General features: G+C 47.0%; 17 protein-coding genes and 1 pseudogene. 10 read left to right on the top strand and 8 right to left on the bottom strand.

The genetic code is table 11. The features are described from left to right. Positions 1–81: 81 nt before the first annotated feature. Complete coding sequence (locus CWB98_RS17155) at positions 82–939, bottom strand: NAD-dependent epimerase/dehydratase family protein (protein WP_138545968.1); 858 nt, start codon at positions 937–939, stop codon at positions 82–84. A gap of 100 nt (positions 940–1,039) precedes the next feature. Next, positions 1,040–1,645 carry a hypothetical protein gene (locus CWB98_RS17150; protein WP_138545967.1) on the bottom strand — a complete coding sequence of 202 codons (606 nt, stop codon included), beginning with the start codon at positions 1,643–1,645 and terminating at the stop codon, positions 1,040–1,042. Between the two features lie 354 nt (positions 1,646–1,999). On the opposite strand from CWB98_RS17150, the gene CWB98_RS17145 reads away from it, so the two are divergent. Together CWB98_RS17145 and CWB98_RS24735 are read left to right on the top strand one after the other, a co-directional pair. Continuing rightward, the gene (locus CWB98_RS17145; protein WP_138545966.1) at positions 2,000–2,542 is read left to right on the top strand and encodes a nuclear transport factor 2 family protein; all 543 of its coding nucleotides are present in this window, start codon (positions 2,000–2,002) and stop codon (positions 2,540–2,542) included. Positions 2,543–2,891: 349 nt separating this feature from the next. Next, positions 2,892–3,065, top strand: a pseudogene (locus CWB98_RS24735) (Abi family protein); the annotation flags it as partial. 24 nt (positions 3,066–3,089) lie between these two features. Here the strand turns inward: CWB98_RS24735 and CWB98_RS17135 are convergent. The 5 genes from CWB98_RS17135 to CWB98_RS17115 form a co-directional block, all read right to left on the bottom strand. Beyond that, positions 3,090–3,632, bottom strand: a complete 543-nt coding sequence (locus tag CWB98_RS17135) for a cytochrome b (protein WP_138545965.1) — start codon at positions 3,630–3,632, stop codon at positions 3,090–3,092. A gap of 47 nt (positions 3,633–3,679) precedes the next feature. After that, complete coding sequence (locus tag CWB98_RS17130) at positions 3,680–4,387, bottom strand: helix-turn-helix domain-containing protein (protein ID WP_138545964.1); 708 nt, start codon at positions 4,385–4,387, stop codon at positions 3,680–3,682. 304 nt (positions 4,388–4,691) lie between these two features. Continuing rightward, positions 4,692–4,871 (bottom strand): hypothetical protein, encoded by a 180-nt coding sequence (locus tag CWB98_RS17125; protein WP_138545963.1) that lies wholly within the window; start codon positions 4,869–4,871, stop codon positions 4,692–4,694. 510 nt (positions 4,872–5,381) lie between these two features. After that, positions 5,382–7,202: a glutamine--fructose-6-phosphate transaminase (isomerizing) gene (gene glmS, locus CWB98_RS17120; protein ID WP_054016145.1), complete on the bottom strand. Its 1,821-nt coding sequence runs from the start codon at positions 7,200–7,202 to the stop codon at positions 5,382–5,384. 31 nt (positions 7,203–7,233) lie between these two features. After that, positions 7,234–8,004: a DeoR/GlpR family DNA-binding transcription regulator gene (locus CWB98_RS17115; RefSeq protein WP_138545962.1), complete on the bottom strand. Its 771-nt coding sequence runs from the start codon at positions 8,002–8,004 to the stop codon at positions 7,234–7,236. Positions 8,005–8,695: 691 nt separating this feature from the next. Here CWB98_RS17115 and CWB98_RS17110 point away from each other — a divergent pair. The 4 genes from CWB98_RS17110 (at position 8,696) to CWB98_RS17095 (ending at position 13,185) form a co-directional block, all read left to right on the top strand. After that, the gene (locus CWB98_RS17110; protein ID WP_138545961.1) at positions 8,696–9,448 is read left to right on the top strand and encodes a LytTR family DNA-binding domain-containing protein; all 753 of its coding nucleotides are present in this window, start codon (positions 8,696–8,698) and stop codon (positions 9,446–9,448) included. Between the two features lie 147 nt (positions 9,449–9,595). Further along, complete coding sequence (locus CWB98_RS17105; RefSeq protein WP_138545960.1) at positions 9,596–11,563, top strand: TonB-dependent receptor; 1,968 nt, start codon at positions 9,596–9,598, stop codon at positions 11,561–11,563. Positions 11,564–11,700: 137 nt separating this feature from the next. Continuing rightward, positions 11,701–12,606, top strand: coding sequence for a retropepsin-like aspartic protease (locus CWB98_RS17100; protein ID WP_138545959.1), 906 nt, complete (start codon positions 11,701–11,703; stop codon positions 12,604–12,606). 105 nt (positions 12,607–12,711) lie between these two features. Then, a complete protein-coding gene (locus tag CWB98_RS17095; protein WP_138545958.1) occupies positions 12,712–13,185 on the top strand; it encodes an aminoacyl-tRNA deacylase in 474 nt (157 codons plus the stop codon). Between the two features lie 38 nt (positions 13,186–13,223). Here the strand turns inward: CWB98_RS17095 and CWB98_RS17090 are convergent, their stop codons facing one another. Continuing rightward, a complete protein-coding gene (locus CWB98_RS17090; RefSeq protein WP_138545957.1) occupies positions 13,224–13,529 on the bottom strand; it encodes a DUF6482 family protein in 306 nt (101 codons plus the stop codon). Between the two features lie 643 nt (positions 13,530–14,172). On the opposite strand from CWB98_RS17090, the gene CWB98_RS17085 reads away from it, so the two are divergent. Genes CWB98_RS17085 through CWB98_RS17070 form a run of 4 tightly spaced genes read left to right on the top strand, consistent with a single transcriptional unit; the run spans position 14,173 to position 17,526 of the window. Then, positions 14,173–15,051: a 2OG-Fe dioxygenase family protein gene (locus CWB98_RS17085; RefSeq protein WP_138545956.1), complete on the top strand. Its 879-nt coding sequence runs from the start codon at positions 14,173–14,175 to the stop codon at positions 15,049–15,051. Between the two features lie 16 nt (positions 15,052–15,067). Continuing rightward, positions 15,068–15,466 (top strand): ACT domain-containing protein, encoded by a 399-nt coding sequence (locus CWB98_RS17080; RefSeq protein ID WP_138545955.1) that lies wholly within the window; start codon positions 15,068–15,070, stop codon positions 15,464–15,466. A gap of 13 nt (positions 15,467–15,479) precedes the next feature. Further along, entirely contained in the window at positions 15,480–16,169 is a 690-nt protein-coding gene (locus CWB98_RS17075) for a B3/B4 domain-containing protein (protein ID WP_138545954.1), read from the top strand. Positions 16,170–16,182: 13 nt separating this feature from the next. Then, complete coding sequence (locus CWB98_RS17070; protein ID WP_138545953.1) at positions 16,183–17,526, top strand: ATP-grasp domain-containing protein; 1,344 nt, start codon at positions 16,183–16,185, stop codon at positions 17,524–17,526. Positions 17,527–17,548 lie beyond the last annotated feature (22 nt).

The raw sequence follows: 17,548 nt of genomic DNA, 5'->3' as shown, positions 1-17,548 counted from the left end.
CTCAGCTAAAGCTGAGCGGCTTTACATTGCAACCCTGTACTGTCACTGTGCGCCATAAAGCCAAACCCGGAACTAACTTGTTTAATGCGCTGGCAAAAAAGGTCTGGGTTGCCAGCCTAACTCGCGGATGGCTTTGTCGCTAGAAAACACCTGCTGCAGTGCATAGCCTTCTGTCCAGGTGCCATATATTTGCGCCCACTGCGCCGCTTGTCCGCACACAATCGGTTGCTCAGACAGTGCCTGTAATAAGCTTGCCAGCGGAGCGCTTGGCTCTGCCGATCCTATGTACTCTTCACCTTGCTTGCCGCGTTCAAGCACCAGGCGATACAGCTCAGCCAGGTTAGTGCGCTCAACCAGTGGCCAGGTTTGCGTTTCGTCCGCAGGTAACACGGGGTGGCCACAGCGCTCTATTTCCCAGCTCAGGATGGGCGGTAAATAGTGCTCTTCCTCACACACCACGTTGACCGGGCTGACAACGCGTAAGTCGATGCTTTCTTTATCCGATAACCAGGCGATGTTATCCAGCATCCACTGAAAATCGGCCACCGAATGCTTTGGCGTGGTTTCGGTGATCACCGCATCATGACTGCCATAGGCCCAGCATCCAGCGGTATAGACAAGTATAAGTGGCGCAGTGCGTGTTAAGGCATGCTCAGCCACCGCCTGCATCAGCGTCGCATCCATCTCACCCATCTTGTCATCAAAAGTACAGGCGGTATGGATAAACGCATCACAGCTCGCAAGCTCGCTGAGCCAGGATTGCGGCTCGGTCAGTGACCCCGTCACTGCCGTTGCGCCCAGTTGCACGGCTTTATCAGCGCTTGTTGCATTTCTGCATAACACCTTGACCTGATAACCGTGCGCTATCAACTCCTGAACGACGGCACTGCCGATATTACCTGTTCCGCCCGTCACAAATACCGATTTGTGTATGCTCATCTGTTTCTCCTTTCAGATTTAAAAACATACACCCACAGTAGCGCAATATGTACCCAAATTTCTACATTTTCGTATTGGTTAAAGCGCACGCGGCGCCGGTTCACGCCACCTGAGATCCGGGCGCCGTATCAGCGCGAATCACCCGGCTGGCCCACACAAACGCCAGCGCCAGTAACCCATTGGTATAAAAGTCCAGCGATAACCCTACTTCAGCCCCATACAAGATGCCCACCAGCAACATCAGGCTCCAGCATACAACGGGGATCGACAAAGCCAGGCCCAGAGCACGCGAGGCAGGGCCCCGCAGGCAGGCAATCGCATTGCAAATAAAGGCACCGACCATCGCAATCATAAATATGCCTATCAGCGCCTGCATACCAACACCTCTGCTGGCATCGCCCAGCAGCGCACTGGCGATTACCCAGCAGGCGCCAATGCTCAGCGCGACCAAAGACGACAGAGCAAACCCGGCACCCCACTTGGCCAGCCTTGGCGTATGCAACACAATACGCGGATACAGTGCATACAAGCCCAACACACTCGCGCCCAGGCCGATAATCGCCGGAATTGCGGGCCACAAAATAGAAAGCTGGTATCCGGAAAAGTGGCGTGCCCATAAACACAGGGTGTTGATCAACATGCAGCCCCCTGCCATCAGAAAAAATCGGGCGTCCCATTGTTTAGTTGTGTGGTCAGTGTTTTTCATTATCTTCCTCGTATTAGGTCCATGAACTGGTGAGGGTAAACAATGCAGGTAAAATGCGCTCATGTCGTTTGAATGGGCCCGTTCGAACTTTTTATTTCAATTATTTTCATGACGTTACACCACTTTCTTCATCCTCTTTTATCTCTGTGGCTTATTCAGCGGTGCTTGTCAGGGCGCAATACGGTGCGCCATAACGCACGCTTTAACACCCCGATTGTCACAGCCTATGTGCGACATGGGTTACCAAAAAGTGCCCAGGTAAGTAATTTGTGCCTTCTTGCAAAGGTAGTTACTAATAATTACTATGGTTACCAGATGAGACTTAAACCTGAATTTACAACTAAGGAGCACCCCATGTTGAAAACCCTAAGTGCAGCATTACTTTTACTGGTCAGTACCGTGACATTTGCCGCTGGCAAAGACGCCCCTAAAATCCAGTTTGATCAGTTAAAAAAACCAAACTGGAGCGAGCAGGAATTAAGCAACGCACGCCTGGTCACCGACTTTGTACAAAACCTGATGAACGACCACAACTTTGACTATGTATTGGAGCACTACAACGACAGCGCCTACGTGCAGCACAACCGCAACTTACCGGATAAAATTCCCGGTTTGGTCGGCTTTTTACAAGCGTTTGTAGAGGATTACCCGGACTACAGCTACGACGTAAGACACATCTACACCGACGGCGACTTCGTGATTTTTCACTCTCACGCCACGCTGGATAAAGATCACCGCGGCAATGACCAAAAAGGCATGAACATCATCGACACCTGGCGCATCGAAGATGGCCGCATTGTTGAGCACTGGGACTCAATCCAGGCCCTGGACCTGTCCATGCGCATTTACTCACTTTTCAGCGGTGGCGATATTCAAAATGATAATGGCGTGTTTTGATAGAGAGTGTTGATGGAAAGTGTTGGTGGAGAATGTTGATGGGGTGAGTGTGGAGTAAGCACTGTCGTTTTTTATGTCAGCTTTAACATTCAGAGTGAAATGACACGGTCCAACTGCAATATCGAGTCAAATTAGATCAGTATTTGGCCTTGAATCTCATGGACCCGGCGCCACAACCCATTGTAACGATACCCCTCCCGCTTCTCATTAGCACAGCGTACCGCGAGGGGTTACTCGTTTATGGGGTATAGAAATGCGCAACAGCCCGAAGGTCCGGTATAGCAAACCTCCAACAACTTACACCGCCCGGGTAAATCAGCTCCAGGTCCGAGGTATAATTGTTTAAGACATAATTGAAGCTGAGTTTTACTTATCACAGCTAAACGACTTCAGGCTTGCAGCCTGCTTTCTACTGTTTGAACAAAACCATCCAAGTCACACATTCCAAGCTCTCGCCTCATTCAGTGATCTATTAAACCTATCTATATTTGATCGGGAGCTTAGGTTGTTGATACTAGAGACAATTGAGCGATTAGCGGTGACTACGTTAGGTCATTCTTCGAAGGATGCGGTCTTTCAACCAGAATTGGTGATATACAACCGCCGCCAAATGCAAGGCAATGAAGAAAATCAATGCATAGCTTGCGTAGATGTGGACGGATGTCATCAAGACGGCAAGGTCTGAATGCGTACCAAAAACCGGTGGAATAGTGATGACAGAAAAATAGCTGAATGCCACCCCATCTAACGCCGAGCCAAGCCACCCGCTGATAGGTGTGATAAGCGCCAGCACATACAAAGACAAATGCGCAGCAAAAGCAACTTTTTTGAGTTGCGCTGTACTATCAACGCTTGCTGTGGGGCTATTTAATGCTCGCCAGATAAGTCGTGGAAGCATTAATATTATGACTGTCAGGCCAAAGTTGGCGTGCCACCCAATGAGTTGCTCGAACTGTTCCCATCCAGAGTCGGTATCAAGATCAACCCAAATCCACCAGATGCCAATAGCCATTGCTGGCATAATAAAAAAAGCACTTGCCCAGTGAAACACTTTCGCCAGTTGCCCATACCCCTGATTATCAATTTTCAATGTCGTTCGCCTTGTTAATTAGGTTGATAACCAGTCGGCGGCCGCACTTAGTGTTGTCGGCTAAGTAACCACGTTATTCTGTTCATCAACGGTCGTATCAAAAATTCCGCGAGCATGACTGCATACAGCATGCTTTGCATCGAGAACAATATGTCATTCAGGGACATTGAATTGTTGGAAGTTTGGCTCCCGTAAAAGCCAGCCTCGACCACTTCGGTCAATGTCCAGATAACGCCAGCGGTGTAGCAATACACAAGTGCACGCCTTAGTACAGGCAAATGCGCCTGAACCAGCAGCTGATCTTGTGGCTGTTTGAATATCCAAATAACCGTACCAAACGCATTCACTGTTGCTTGAAAGCCACTACTCATCATAGACAACCCAAAAACCGTCAATCCGATGAATAACGCATTCATCGGATTGATGAAAATCTCTGGGTTCTTCCATTCCCATGCGACCAGCAAACTGCACAAACCCACGATACTTAATAAACCGATCATGCCACCGTAGTTAAGCGTGCCATCACCCACTTTCTCAGGATAATCATGCAATAATTCGGATGGCGTCATGTTTAAGGCTGCCGCAATAGCCAGCTTTGACTCCACTGAACATTTGCCGTCCTTTTCAATGCGCTGAATGGTCCTCAGACTTAAACCTGTTACGGACGCTAGTTTTTCCTGAGACCAGCCATTTTCAACGCGCATTGATTTGAGCTTGGTTGGCGACAACCTCGATTTAATCGCTTCTTGCATCATAGTTACCTCACTGACCTTATTTTTATAGCTAACAAGAGTATGACAGCGTTACGACAAACATACGTCATGGGCCGTCAAATAGAACATTCAAGACACTAAATAGAAGAAAATGGGGGAGTTACATCTCAGTATGGCCAATCTACCTGGACATAATATACCGCTATAACTAATTGAAATTTCAGCACAAGTAGAGTGAAAGTGTGATGCAAATGTATTCATTGATGGAATCACTGTGAGCGCTCAATTGCAGCGAAGCATCAACTAATTCTGGCCAGAATGAATTTACCGTTGTCCTATTGAACCCTCATAAATTTATCTCGACCACTGCCTTCACCAAAAGGCACAATGCAGCAATCAATAACGATCCTCCCCGGCAAGCAGACTCTATACAACGTCCCTTAGCAATTAACTTACACGCCTCATCAGCGCCTTTTTTACTCATTACACCACTAACTTCAATCTTGCCTTTATCTCGTAATTTCATATGAGGACACCTTAAAAATTCATTTAATGGACACAAGCCACTCTAGCAGAGTCACAAAGATGAATTTGCTGTACAGCAAAACCTTAAAAGACCACACAACAAAGGGATTCCTCGGTGGAAAATACCGCTAAGAAATCCACTTACCAGCTCTTGGCTTGATGACATCATTATTCGTAATTGGAGCAGGGAAGTATTTTAACCTGGGTTAAAAAAACTAAGCAGAACTGGTATGAACGTGAAAGGTGAGATGGCAGAGGCTAACTAACTACTGGTTTACTTCTGGGGGTTAGAAATCATGTACAGCAGCCTGAAAGGAAAATTGCGGCTCCTCTTAGACACACATGAAATAAAAGTATCCGTGCGTTATGACATCTGAGAGGAAAACCGCAATATGAGTATGAAACTTTATTACCTAGGATGATACTTTAATACTTAGTATGAATCTTAATTCCTAAGCGAACTGAAAAAGGCGCTTTCGCGCCTTTTTCAGTTCAATCAACCTAACCCTACTTACTCTACGGTCACTGACTTGGCCAGGTTACGTGGCTGGTCGACGTCGGTGCCTTTGATCACGGCAACGTAGTACGACAGCAGCTGTAGCGGGATTGTATAGACAACGGGTGCGATGATGTCTTCTACGTGATTCACGTTCATTACGCGCATGGTGTCGTCTGATGCGAAGTTGGAGTCTTTGTCTGCGAAGACGTAGATGATACCGCCGCGGGCACGGACTTCTTCAACGTTTGACTTCAGCTTTTCAAGCAGCTCGTTGTTTGGCGCGACGACGATGATCGGCATGTCGGCGTCGATCAGGGCCAGAGGGCCGTGCTTTAGCTCACCTGCGGCGTAGGCTTCGGCGTGAATGTACGAGATTTCTTTAAGCTTAAGTGCGCCTTCCATTGCGATTGGGTATTGTGAACCACGACCCAGGAACAATGAGTGGTGCTTGTCGGCGAATTCTTCTGCCAGTGCTTCGATGCCTTCGGCCATGTTCAGTGACTCTTCCAGTTTGTTTGGCAGGGTCTTGATGGCGTTAACAATTGTGCTCTGGTCGCGGCCTTTTTCCTGTGCAATGGACGCAGTCAGCATCAATAAGCCGACTAATTGCGTAGTAAACGCTTTCGTTGATGCAACCCCAATTTCGGCACCGGCTTTGGTCATAAAGGCCAGGTCGGATTCGCGTACCAGTGATGAGCCCGGCACGTTACAAATGGTCATAGAGGCCATGTAACCCTGCTCTTTCGCCAGGCGCAATGCCGCCAGGGTATCGGCGGTTTCACCAGACTGAGAAATGGTCACAAGTAAGCTGTTTTCGTGTACGAACGACTCACGGTAACGGAATTCAGAGGCGATCTCGACATTACAGCTTACGCCAGCGTATTGCTCAAGCCAGTAACGCGCCACCATGCCTGAGTGGTAAGAGGTACCACAGGCAATGATCTGCACGTGTTTAACGTCTTTGAAGATCTGGTTAGCCTGATCGCCAAATGCATCTACCGACACCTTGTCACCGTCTAAACGCCCTTCCAGCGTATTGCGTACGGCCATTGGCTGCTCGTAGATCTCTTTAAGCATATAGTGACGGTATTCGCCTTTGCCCGAGACATCCTGAGAAATGTTTGATTCAACCACTTCACGCTCAACCGGCTCGCCGTTGATGTCGTAAATTTCAACCGTATCGCGGGTGATGCGTGCTACATCGCCTTCTTCCAAGAAGATGAAGTTACGTGTTACGGCAAGCAGCGCCAGCTGATCAGACGCGATGAAGTTTTCGCCCAGACCTAAGCCGATAACCAGCGGGCTGCCAGAACGTGCAACGATGATTTCGTTGTCGTTGGCTTTGTCGAATACCACAGTGCCGTAGGCGCCTTCGAGCTGCTTAACCGCGGCTTTAACCGAGTCCAGCAAAGAGTCGTGCTGCTGACGCAGTTGGTGGATCAGGTGTACCATGACTTCAGTGTCGGTGTCAGACAAGAAGGTATAGCCATCGTCTTTGAGCACTGCACGTAGCGACTCGTGGTTTTCAATGATGCCGTTGTGAACCAGCGCGATTTCGTTATTTGAAATATGTGGGTGAGCATTCACTTCGGTTACACCACCATGTGTAGCCCAGCGAGTGTGCGCAATACCTGTGTGTCCGCTGACACCGGACTCTGCAACGGCCGCTTCCAGATTAGCCACTTTACCCACTGCCTTAACCGTATTCAGGGTACCGGCTTCGCTTAAAGCCACACCCGCTGAATCGTATCCACGGTACTCAAGACGTTTTAAACCTTCGATCAAAATACGGTTAACAGGACGTTCTGCTACCGCACCAACTATACCACACATAAATTCTCCATTATTTGCACGTTGTGTGTTGTCACTCTACCTCTGCACAGATCAACTGCACGCCACGGGCCTCGATCGCCTGGCGCAAGTCTGCGGCCAGGTTGTTGTCGGTGATCAAGGTCGTGACCTGATCCCAGGGCAATTCTAAATTCGGTATTCTGCGGCCGATCTTTTCAGATTCGACCAGTACAACCACGTCACGAGCCGCTTCGGCCATGACCTGACTTAATCCCACCAGCTCATTGAACGTGGTGGTGCCCCTTGCTACATCAATGCCGTCGGCACCGATGAACAAGGTATCAAAATCGTAAGAGCGTAAAACCTGCTCGGCAACCTGCCCCTGAAAGGACTCCGAATGGGGGTCCCAGGTGCCACCGGTCATCAATAAAGTCGGCTCGTTTTCCAGTGCCAACAAGCGGTTGGCAATATTAATGGCATTGGTCATCACCACCAGCCCGCGCTTTTGCGCCAGCTCCGGGATCATGGCAGCGGTAGTACGGCCGCTGTCGATGATAATGCGATGGTGATCTTTTATCAGCGTAGCAGCGGCTTTGGCAATGGCCACTTTGCGCAGCGTATCGCGTACGTCGTCGCCTTTGGCAACAATCTCTTGCGGCAGTGCCACAGCGCCACCATAGCGGCGTAATAACAGGCCGCTTTTTTCCAATGCGGTTAAATCCTTTCGAATCGTAACTTCTGATGTGGCAAATTCACTGGCTAAGGCTTCCACACTCACTTCGCCCTGCTCGTTTACCATGGCAAGAATTGTATGTCTGCGTTGCTGTGTATTGCGTTTTGTCATCGTAGTTTTATATATAGTTATAAGTTTCGTTTCGAACGTTGTGAAATTATAGTCGAAACTTACGGTTCGAAACAAGTTAAATTTTGAGCATGGCTTTTTTCTTATGGAAGAGCCCTTTTTTAGTTGGGTTGTTAAAGACGGAGATAGTGGAGGAAACAGGCTGGATAACAGCAAAAAGGTCGGGTGACGGGAGCAGCTCGCCTTCGGCTTCGTGGCTGTTTTTTGGCACCTGACGGTGCTTTTATGGTTCCCGGCTCGGTGGCCGGGATGACGGAGGAAGGAGCTGGGTGGCGAAGGGAGAATAGGCATAAACTGGTACCCTACACTCGTCATCCGCACTTGATGCGGGATCTACTCGCCTTCAGTTTCGTGGCTATTTTTTGGCACCTGACGGTGCTTTTATGGTTCCTGGCTCGGTGGCCGGGATGACGGAGGAAGGAGCTGGGATGACGGAAGGAGAAGCCGGATAACGGCAGTGAGGAGCCCGGTGCTGGAAGTGAGAAGCCGGATGACCGAGGAGAGATTACGCAAAGAAGAAACCTGGCGATGGAGAAAAGAAACGGGCTGGCAAAAGAGGGACGGGATATCGGGGCATGTGTTTATGACGCTTGAGTGATAGCAAAGCGGTTTGGCTTCACAACCGTTAGCAAAGTGCTAAAATACGCCAGTGTATCAAATATGGGGAAGCGTGGTGTCGGCTCGGATCAGACAAGAATGGCTGCTGTCGTTGTGCGGGTGGACGCTGGTGATTGCCTTTCTGACCCTTATAGACCTATTGCACGACTGGTCAGTGCCCGAAGAAGAGCGCCTCAATAATCCACTTTGGTGGGCGGTGCAGGAATGGGGCTTGTGGTATTTACTGTCTCCAATGGTTTTTCGTGCCCTTTCTTGGCTTGAACCAGCTCCTAAGGTAAATGTTTCCCATTACCTCAAACTCATGAGTGGTGCGTATTTAAGTGCCATGTTACTACAGGCATTGTTCGATCTGGTGGCACTTGACGACCCGGTTGCTTATACCTTGTATTATTTTGCGCCAGCCCACCTGCTGGTGCTGTTTGTGATCACCATTTTGTGGCACACCCAGTTGCGCATCATTGCCGAGCCAGATCAGGAGCATCCGGTGCTTTGGGCTGATCAGGGGAAAGACAAAGCCCCGGTGCCCTTTGACGACATTACTCATGTTACGGCCGCCAGCAATTATATGGAGATCCATACCAGTACCCGGCAATACCTGAAGCGCGGCACCTTAAAAGAGCTGATGGCTCAGCTGCCGTCTCAGTTTATCCGCACTCATCGTTCTCATGCGGTTAACCTGTATGCCATTGACAGGATCCAGAATAAACCTTCTGGCAGTGCTGTTATTCAGCTCAAAAGCGGCGCTCAGGTTGCCCTGAGTAAGGGCTATAAACAGGCAGTGAAAAACCAGCTGGCGCAAAGTATCTAAATTTGCGCCAATCTATTCGTCCCACCTCCATCGGGACCAGTAAACCGCTCAGGTTCATTCGTCCCAGTCAGCCACATCTTACCCCTAAGCTTTTGTTTATCTTGATTTGAAACTCGTATCATAGGGCAACTTTTCAAGGAGTGTTGTATGAACCGATTCAAACCTGCTTTACTGCTCTCGTCGCTGATCTGCGCAGTCGTCGCGCCGGCTTATGCGCAGGATCAGGCCGATAGTGTGTTTAACGAAGCGGCCCTTGCCCAGTTCAGTGCCCAGCATGCACTGGATCTGCTTAATCAGCTGCCCACCTTTGTACTCACAGAAGGCAGTAACGAACGCGGACTCAGCGGTGCCAGCAGTAATGTACTGATCGATGGCGTGGTTCCGTTATCCAAATCCGACTCAATTGAGACCCTGCTGCGCCAGCTGCCGATCAACCAGATTGCAGGGCTGGAGTTATATATCGGCCAGCATCCATTTAGCCAACTGAGTGAATATACTCAGGTCGTAAACATCCTTATCAAAGATCAGGGCACCTCATTAGACTGGCGTGCTGAGCTAAGCTCTCAGCATAGCCACAATGAGCTGAGCGAAGCTATGCTGAGTATGCAAACTCGCCATGCTAACTGGCACCACAGCGCCAGTGTGAAATGGGTGAACAACCACGCCTACACCTCTGGCGAGCTGGCGCAATATGCCAATGTGCAATCAAACCAGGCAACCGATAGCGAGCGGGAGCAATTTGCTGAGCGGGAACACGGTGTGCAGCTGGCTTTGATCAGCAGAACCCAGCTGCACAATGGCAGCCTGCAACTCAATGCATCAGCACAGCAAACCGACTGGCTTACCCGTTACCGCTGGACGCCGGCTTTGCCAGCCCCTGTTAATGGCACCAACGACATCGAGCAGGCAGATGAATATGAGCTGGGCTTTGACTGGCTTAAAAAGGCAAACAGTGACTGGCAATTTCAGCTCACAGGCCTTGCCAGACGAGCGCAATCAGACTTGTCTATACAAGAATGGCAGGCACAAAATTTGGCCAATGTCTCATTTAATCAGCAAGAACGTGCGCGCGAGCAAGTGCTCAGGCTAGCATATAATAATCCGTCACATTACCTGCAGCCGAGTGTCGGCATAGAAGGGAGCTACAACTCAGTCACGGCAAACACCATAAATGAAGGCCAAACTGAAAACAGCAAGGTCAATGAAACACGGTTTGAGCCTTTTGTGGCGGCCAGCTGGCAGGTTGCACCACAGTGGCAGTTGTCGGGCAAGCTCGCACTGGAGCAGGCTACCCTGAAATCCGACCTTAACGGCACGCAATCACAACAACATCGCCTGTTAAAGCCGCAGCTCAAACTGGGTTACGACCTCAGTGCAGACTCACAACTGACATTCAGTGCGCAGCATCAGGTTGAACAGCTGGACTTTGGACTGTTTCAAAGCACTCAGAGCAGCGGTTTTGCGCGCACACAAAATGGCAGCACACAGTTAAAACCCATGCAGTACACTGAGCTGATGCTCACCTGGCAATATGCCCGGGCCGAGTGGTTTGAGTTTACCCTGAGCCCGCTTTATCAGTGGCAGCAGGACATTCACGAGTATCAGGTACAAAGTAATGGCAATGGCGCCATCGTCAATGCAGGGCGGGCACGCTATTTTGGCCTGGATACCGAGTGGAGTATTAATACCCATTTGCTGCTCAGTCACAGCCGTGTTGAGCTAAGTTATGCCTGGCGAGATGCGCGCTATACCGATCCGCTGAGCGGCACGCGTCCCATCACAGGCATAACACCGCACGAGTTAATCATAGGGTTCCGACGAGATCAGGCCAGCTTATCCTGGGGTATAGAAGCGTTTCTGCCTACTCGATTTCGCGAGTACTATCATGATGAAGTATTTACCGAACGAGCCCATACCCAGCTTAGTGCTTTCGCACAAATGAGTATCTACAGCGGGCTGGCTCTCAGAATAGAGTTGGATACGATAAACACTGCCAGATATGACTATTATCGCGACTTTTATGACACAAACAGAAGCCAACCCTTGCAAGCCCGCGAAGTGCTCTTCGAAGCCAGCAAGCCAGAACTCACACTGACGCTCAGCGGTACACTGTAGCAGCAACACTGCCACGCGCTATTAAAGAAATCATAAAATTCACAAAATGTATATATAATTACCCAAAAAGGTTAATTTTGTTGATAAATATCTTATCAAGATGCTAGCATGCCAAAAATTATTAAAAAGGAAGTTTAATGATGATGCAGAAGTTTTTACTGTCGTTGTTCATCTCACTGTCGTTTTACTCACACGCCAATGTTTCCCCCTGGGTGGATTTTGAATTACAAAATGGTCATATTAAGTTCCCCGTGACTGTAGAGGGTAAAAAAGGGTTCGCAATTCTGGATTCCGGTGCCCAATCCAATGGGATCAACAAGCATTTCATTAACAAGCACAATCTGTCATTGTCCACAGGTGAGCGGGTCTGGGTGAAAGGGGTTTACTCAGAAGAGCAACGGCCAACCTACAACGAGGTTGCAGTGACCTTATTTGGTAAGGAATCCAAAATGAGTTACTTGCTGGAAAGCTCTCTGGGCCACCATAGTAATGCACTCTTGTTTGGTGCCAATTTTTTCCGTGACTTTATTACGCAAATTGACTATCCCAACAATAAAATCCGCTTGATCAATAAAAAGGTCGCAAAATTACATGAATTTGAAAATGTAGAAACTCAAAGACATAAGGGAACCGGGTTACCTATCGTTCGCCTTGAAGTATCGGGCCGCGCCATCTGGATGCTGTTGGATACTGGTAATGCAGGCGGGATCATCGTTAAACGTAGTTTAGCTAAAAGCTTAGGCTGGCTTGAACTGGAAAGCGAAAGTCACCAAAGCTTTGGTGCAAATAGTGCCGGTCAAATGCACTCAGCACTGGCCGACAGCGTCAAGTTTGGCCCTTTTGAGTTAAACAATATACAGATAACCTACCCAGCAGAAGGCCAGAAAATTCATTTGCTGGAGCAATATCAGAGCGGCAGATCACGGATCCGTGGGAAACGGGTTCAGGGTATTGTTGGCACAAGTCTTCTGCAACACTTTTTACTGACACTAGACTATGAACGCGGGCACCTGCACGTAGACTTGCCACAAACCGCTGATTAATAACACCAGCGAGTGTAAGCTCACAAACCAGTCACAGAGGCCGTGTCTAAGTGCGCAGTATCAACTATGCTTATAGACCATGGTAACCAAAAACGAGGAGATCCCATGACTCATCGTATCAGTGCCTACTTAGACACACACCTCATTCCCTATCGCGTCATCGAGCATGTTGAGAGCCAGTCATCATTTGGCTCTGCTTACCTCAGCCAAGTTCCTCTACCGCAGCTGGCGAAAGCCGTGATGCTGGAAGACCACGAAAGTAAACGCCTGATGGCAGTGTTGCCTGCAAACTATAAAATTAGCCTGAGCAGCCTGAACGACGCACTTAAGCGGCGCTTTCACCTGATGAAAGAACGTCAGGTGTACCGTTTGTTTCCGGACTGCAGCCCGGGTGCAGTGCCACCCATCGCCAATGCTTATCATCTGGATACTGTCTTTGACGATTTACTCCTCAACCAACCCCATGTTTACATCGAGTCTGGCGACCATCGCCATTTACTGCAAATCGCCCAGGAAGATTTTCGTCAGCTGATGGAACACGCCAAACACCTACGTTTCAGTCACGAAACATTTCATTGAATACGCTGTGTGCCTTGTCCTATCGACAAGGCACACACTTAAAGTGATGCTTTATTCAGCGGCATAACAAACCGGCAGTGTCCATCGCTGACATTGCCAATCATCTCGTCGTAGGCCGTTTCCATATCAAAAGTGGCTTGCGTAGCGCCCAGCTCTGCCAATACCAGCTCGGCTTCGCGCAATGAATTGTAGGTCAGGGTTTTACCCTGGCGGTCGGTCAGTAAATGGTAATTACCCAGCGGATCCAGTCCACCGGCCAGATAGTGATTGGAATCTGCATAACTTAGGATCACAGCGTCCATATGGTCCTGTTCAAGCTCATTTTTTAGTTCGGAACGTAACATAAAAGCCCCCTGACGGTACTCAGTCAGCACAACGTGTTGCCGTGCGTAACAATGCAAGTTTAGCTCAATTTACGTACAGGTTGAGCTAAACGATCAGCCCAGCCCGACAAGAGTGGCAAAATTCCCCAATTTATGTCGGCTTATGACAACTGACGCCCTGAATAGCAAAACAGCATAGTGTCACTATCCATCCCCGGCTTGAAGGACACCAGAACCTGCTCCCATCTACTGGGCTGCGCTCGATTTTTTAACCTGTATGCATCAACGCTGAGTGGTAGCTGGTATGACGTCATTGCAGCTTATAACTGCGGCGATGAACGTTTTGCCAGAGCTATTTTCGCTTTAAATTTTGGTGAGTGATTTCTGCATTTCTTATTCATAATTTATTTCAATTTGCATTGACATAATAACAACAAATTATTCATCCATGCGCGAGTGTTAAACTTATGGACCTTTTTCGTTGACACATGAGCAGCAAAATGTATCATTGGCCCCGTTCTAAGAACAGATATTAAAACTAATACTTATCAATACCTTGAACGTTTTTTACTCATCCTAAAGCGTTGATAGAAGATGATGTAAGGTATATCAAAAGGATATTTTTAAATCTAAAACATACAAAAATGCAATAAAGGAGTTTGCAATGTTAATAAGAGAGCTAAAGGTCCCTATCGAGGTCATTAACACAGCTGATTTTGGTGTCGATATAAACACGCTATCAGCGACTCTACGCAATGCCTACGAACATGATTATGAGTGGGATAACTACCTCTTCCGACAAAAGAAAATAGAACTAATTAAGCAAAATTTAGCCCCGGAAGAGCTGGCGAAGTATGACGAAAACTTTTGGGGACAGTACTATAGCGGCATCATGCCTGATTCAGATCTGCGTGCGGTTCTGGAAAAATGCCCACCCAGTCTGTACGCAGAACTGGATAAGCTAAAACCAACTCGAAAACGTCTTATCGCTGAATTCAATATCACTCATGATGGTAATGACTTTGTCATCAAGCGAGTACCCGCGCGAGAGTTTGGGCAGGAAGATGCGCTTACCAGTACAAACCTTCAAGACTACCGCCTGGTCAAAAGAAAATTCAAAGAACTTCCTGACAAGCTTGATACTGAGTATTTGCATAAAACGATAAAGTACCTTGCGAATCAACTGTACACAAAACTCAATGGGCAGCAATGCAACTTTAACATTATAGTCCATTATACCCTTGTTTATTGTTACCCAGAGGAATCTGCAACAAACTCTCCAGAGGGAATACACCAGGATGGCATGGACTATATAGTCTCAGCTATGGTTGTAGAAAGGAATAATGTCGAAGGTGGAAAAAGCATTATTTATGGCTCTGATGCAAAGACTGAAGTATTGAACACCACCCTGCAACCAGGTATGGGAATACTACAGCCTGACAGAAACAGTGATCTCTGGCACACCGTAACCTCAATCCGCACCAAAAATAATAATGAAACAGGTTATCGCTCTACCATAGGTTTCGATATTCAATATATCTGAATGTCGAATACATAATATGATTCTAATTAAAGCCAATAAAGAGTTTAAAGTTTGCAAACTTAGAAAAGGCTCAATGGATGCATCAACCTATTTAAAGCTAGAAAAGCATCTGTTTGCAATCATTTCTGAGCAGCATTGTATTACATGCATTGTTGAAGAAGGTTCTACAGAAGAAATTGATATGCTATCCAGTGAGCAAGGTTGGGTTTCCTATCAAGTGGAGGGCCAGCTTAGCTTTGAACTATCAGGTGTATTAGTATCCCTTATATCACCTCTCTCTGAGTCAGATATAAGTGTATTAGTTACATCCTCTTTTGACACTGATTATATTTTCGTGAAACAAGAGAACACAGCCAAAGCTGAATCATCATGGAAAAAGTCGGGTGTCAAAATAAGAAACCAAGAGAAAAACTAAACAAAGGAACTTTATGTCATATAAACTACACTTAGACAGCAAAATAAAAGAATCATACAAAGGATATAGTATGACAGTTCTTTATGTTTCTGGTATCGAAAAAAATGAAAACTTCAATTCATTAGAAATACTAAGAGAAGAAGAGTCTGATCTAAGGGAAAGGTTTGCTAATAAAACCTTCACAGATGAAAAAAATGTAGTTGATTGGAGAGCTACATTTAAAACCTTTGGCGTAAAACACAGAAGTGCGGTTAGCTCTTTTGAAGCGCTTTCTCAAAGAGTATTAAAAGGTCTGGATTTACCAGACATAAATCATGTAGTAAATATATATAATGCTATTAGTATTAAATACTCTTTGCCAATCGGTGGTGAAGATAGGGATGCACTGCTTAGCGATTTAGTTTTCACAAAATCGACTGGAGAAGAGCTTTTTATCGTCGGTGAAGGGGAAGGTGCCCAGACTTCTCCTAAAGAAGGCGAGCCGATATGGCTTGACTCAGCCGGCGCAACCTGCAGAAGGTGGAACTGGAGACAATGTACGCGCACTCAGCTTACGGAAAATACTAAAAATGCTTACTTTGTATTGGATAAGCTGCCTAGCTATCCCCAATCAGAGCTGGAAAAAGCTAAAACAGAGTTAATCGAATTACTAAAGTCATACTCTCCAAACATAACAATAGAAGAAGAGTTACTCGAATTTTAAAAGGATTATTTATATGAAAAATATTATTTATGTCAATGTGCTGGGCGGTCCCCCTTTCCAGTATGTACTATCTAAGTTAACCAAAGAAGTTAACGTATGGGTCGTTCAGACCGAGGATATTGCAGAAGCGGAACTAAATGACTTAAAAAGCTTGATCAATCACTTAGTGATGCCTGAAGACATACCAAATAACGTGTCTTTAATCACATTCCTCTCGGATCTGGCCCGCGAGATCAGCGCAGAAGCCATCATTACATTTGATGAATTTCACTTAGACGAAGTATCTCAGGTCAATGACAAACTGGGCCTAAAAGGACCTGGAAGCTCAGTAACCAATTCCTTGAGAAAAGATGTAATGTATACATTTTTTGAAAAGCACGGGTTACTAAACAGAAAGTTCTTTGCGTCTTCAAATCCGACAGAAGTGCTCAATCACCATATTGACTTTCCTTACCTTATTAAGCCATCAAACTGTGCCGGTTCATTGGGGATCTCCCTAATCAATAATCAGGAAGAAGCTGATGACTTAGAAAGTATTTTAGGTAAAACAACGCAGCTCATTGAAGAAACCATAGATACCATGCCCTACAAGTCACACTTGAAAAGCCAACCGCTTATCAAAGAGGGAATGCTGGTAGGTGACTCATCATGCTGGTTTGGTGAAAACAGCCCGTATGCTGACTATATTAGTGTTGAAGGGGTGGTGATCAATGGCACGTACCATCCGGTGGCGATAACGCAAAACCTGCCCATGATCTATCCATTTACCGAAACGGTTAGCATGAGCCCATGTACTTTGTCAGTGGACAAACAGAAGCTTATCGTAGACAAGATCAAGCCCTGTATCGAATCCTTAGGCTTAGATTACTGTGGTACACACACCGAAATAAAACTACTTGCAAATAATGAGATTGCGATTATTGAATCAGCAGCGCGATTTGCAGGGTGGAGTATCATTCCGCAGATCGAAGCATCTTTTGGTGTAGATATTATCTCTGAGTATATGGACATCGTTTATAACAAAGAGTCACAGATAAAATCGGACTTTTTCAACACACTGGAAAACAAAAAAGCATACTCAGCAACAATCAGCCTGCTCCCAGCTGACGAACACTCTCAGCCTTGGAAAGAGCAAATTGTTTACCGACAAGCACCGGATCTGACGAGTGTCATCGCGCCTTCTTCCACCTGTCAATTCACACCTTATATCATGGAAAATGACGTAATTTATCCAATGTCAGAAATGTCAGGTGCCTGGAACAGTTTTGGTAAAGTGTTCCTTGTTGCCGAAGATGAAGAAACACTGCTCAGCGACATAGAATCTATTAGAAAGAACTTAAAAACCCTGATCTCATAGACTCCACATACCAATTTTATGT

The sequence above is a fragment of the Pseudoalteromonas rubra genome, from assembly GCF_005887115.1.
Lineage (GTDB): Bacteria > Pseudomonadota > Gammaproteobacteria > Enterobacterales > Alteromonadaceae > Pseudoalteromonas > Pseudoalteromonas rubra_F.
Note: the sequence above shows the minus strand (reverse complement) of the source record. Positions and strands in the feature narration are given on the sequence as shown.

What these genes read in the sequence shown, in the direction of transcription:
- CWB98_RS17155 (WP_138545968.1), bottom strand. Translation starts at nt 939, where the DNA reads ATGAGCATACACAAATCGGTATTTGTGACGGGCGGAACAGGTAATATC.
- CWB98_RS17150 (WP_138545967.1), bottom strand. Translation starts at nt 1,645, where the DNA reads ATGAAAAACACTGACCACACAACTAAACAATGGGACGCCCGATTTTTT.
- CWB98_RS17145 (WP_138545966.1), top strand. Translation starts at nt 2,000, where the DNA reads ATGTTGAAAACCCTAAGTGCAGCATTACTTTTACTGGTCAGTACCGTG.
- CWB98_RS17130 (WP_138545964.1), bottom strand. Translation starts at nt 4,387, where the DNA reads ATGATGCAAGAAGCGATTAAATCGAGGTTGTCGCCAACCAAGCTCAAA.
- CWB98_RS17125 (WP_138545963.1), bottom strand. Translation starts at nt 4,871, where the DNA reads ATGAAATTACGAGATAAAGGCAAGATTGAAGTTAGTGGTGTAATGAGT.
- glmS (WP_054016145.1), bottom strand. Translation starts at nt 7,202, where the DNA reads ATGTGTGGTATAGTTGGTGCGGTAGCAGAACGTCCTGTTAACCGTATT.
- CWB98_RS17115 (WP_138545962.1), bottom strand. Translation starts at nt 8,004, where the DNA reads ATGACAAAACGCAATACACAGCAACGCAGACATACAATTCTTGCCATG.
- CWB98_RS17105 (WP_138545960.1), top strand. Translation starts at nt 9,596, where the DNA reads ATGAACCGATTCAAACCTGCTTTACTGCTCTCGTCGCTGATCTGCGCA.
- CWB98_RS17100 (WP_138545959.1), top strand. Translation starts at nt 11,701, where the DNA reads ATGATGATGCAGAAGTTTTTACTGTCGTTGTTCATCTCACTGTCGTTT.
- CWB98_RS17095 (WP_138545958.1), top strand. Translation starts at nt 12,712, where the DNA reads ATGACTCATCGTATCAGTGCCTACTTAGACACACACCTCATTCCCTAT.
- CWB98_RS17090 (WP_138545957.1), bottom strand. Translation starts at nt 13,529, where the DNA reads ATGTTACGTTCCGAACTAAAAAATGAGCTTGAACAGGACCATATGGAC.
- CWB98_RS17085 (WP_138545956.1), top strand. Translation starts at nt 14,173, where the DNA reads ATGTTAATAAGAGAGCTAAAGGTCCCTATCGAGGTCATTAACACAGCT.
- CWB98_RS17080 (WP_138545955.1), top strand. Translation starts at nt 15,068, where the DNA reads ATGATTCTAATTAAAGCCAATAAAGAGTTTAAAGTTTGCAAACTTAGA.
- CWB98_RS17075 (WP_138545954.1), top strand. Translation starts at nt 15,480, where the DNA reads ATGTCATATAAACTACACTTAGACAGCAAAATAAAAGAATCATACAAA.
- CWB98_RS17070 (WP_138545953.1), top strand. Translation starts at nt 16,183, where the DNA reads ATGAAAAATATTATTTATGTCAATGTGCTGGGCGGTCCCCCTTTCCAG.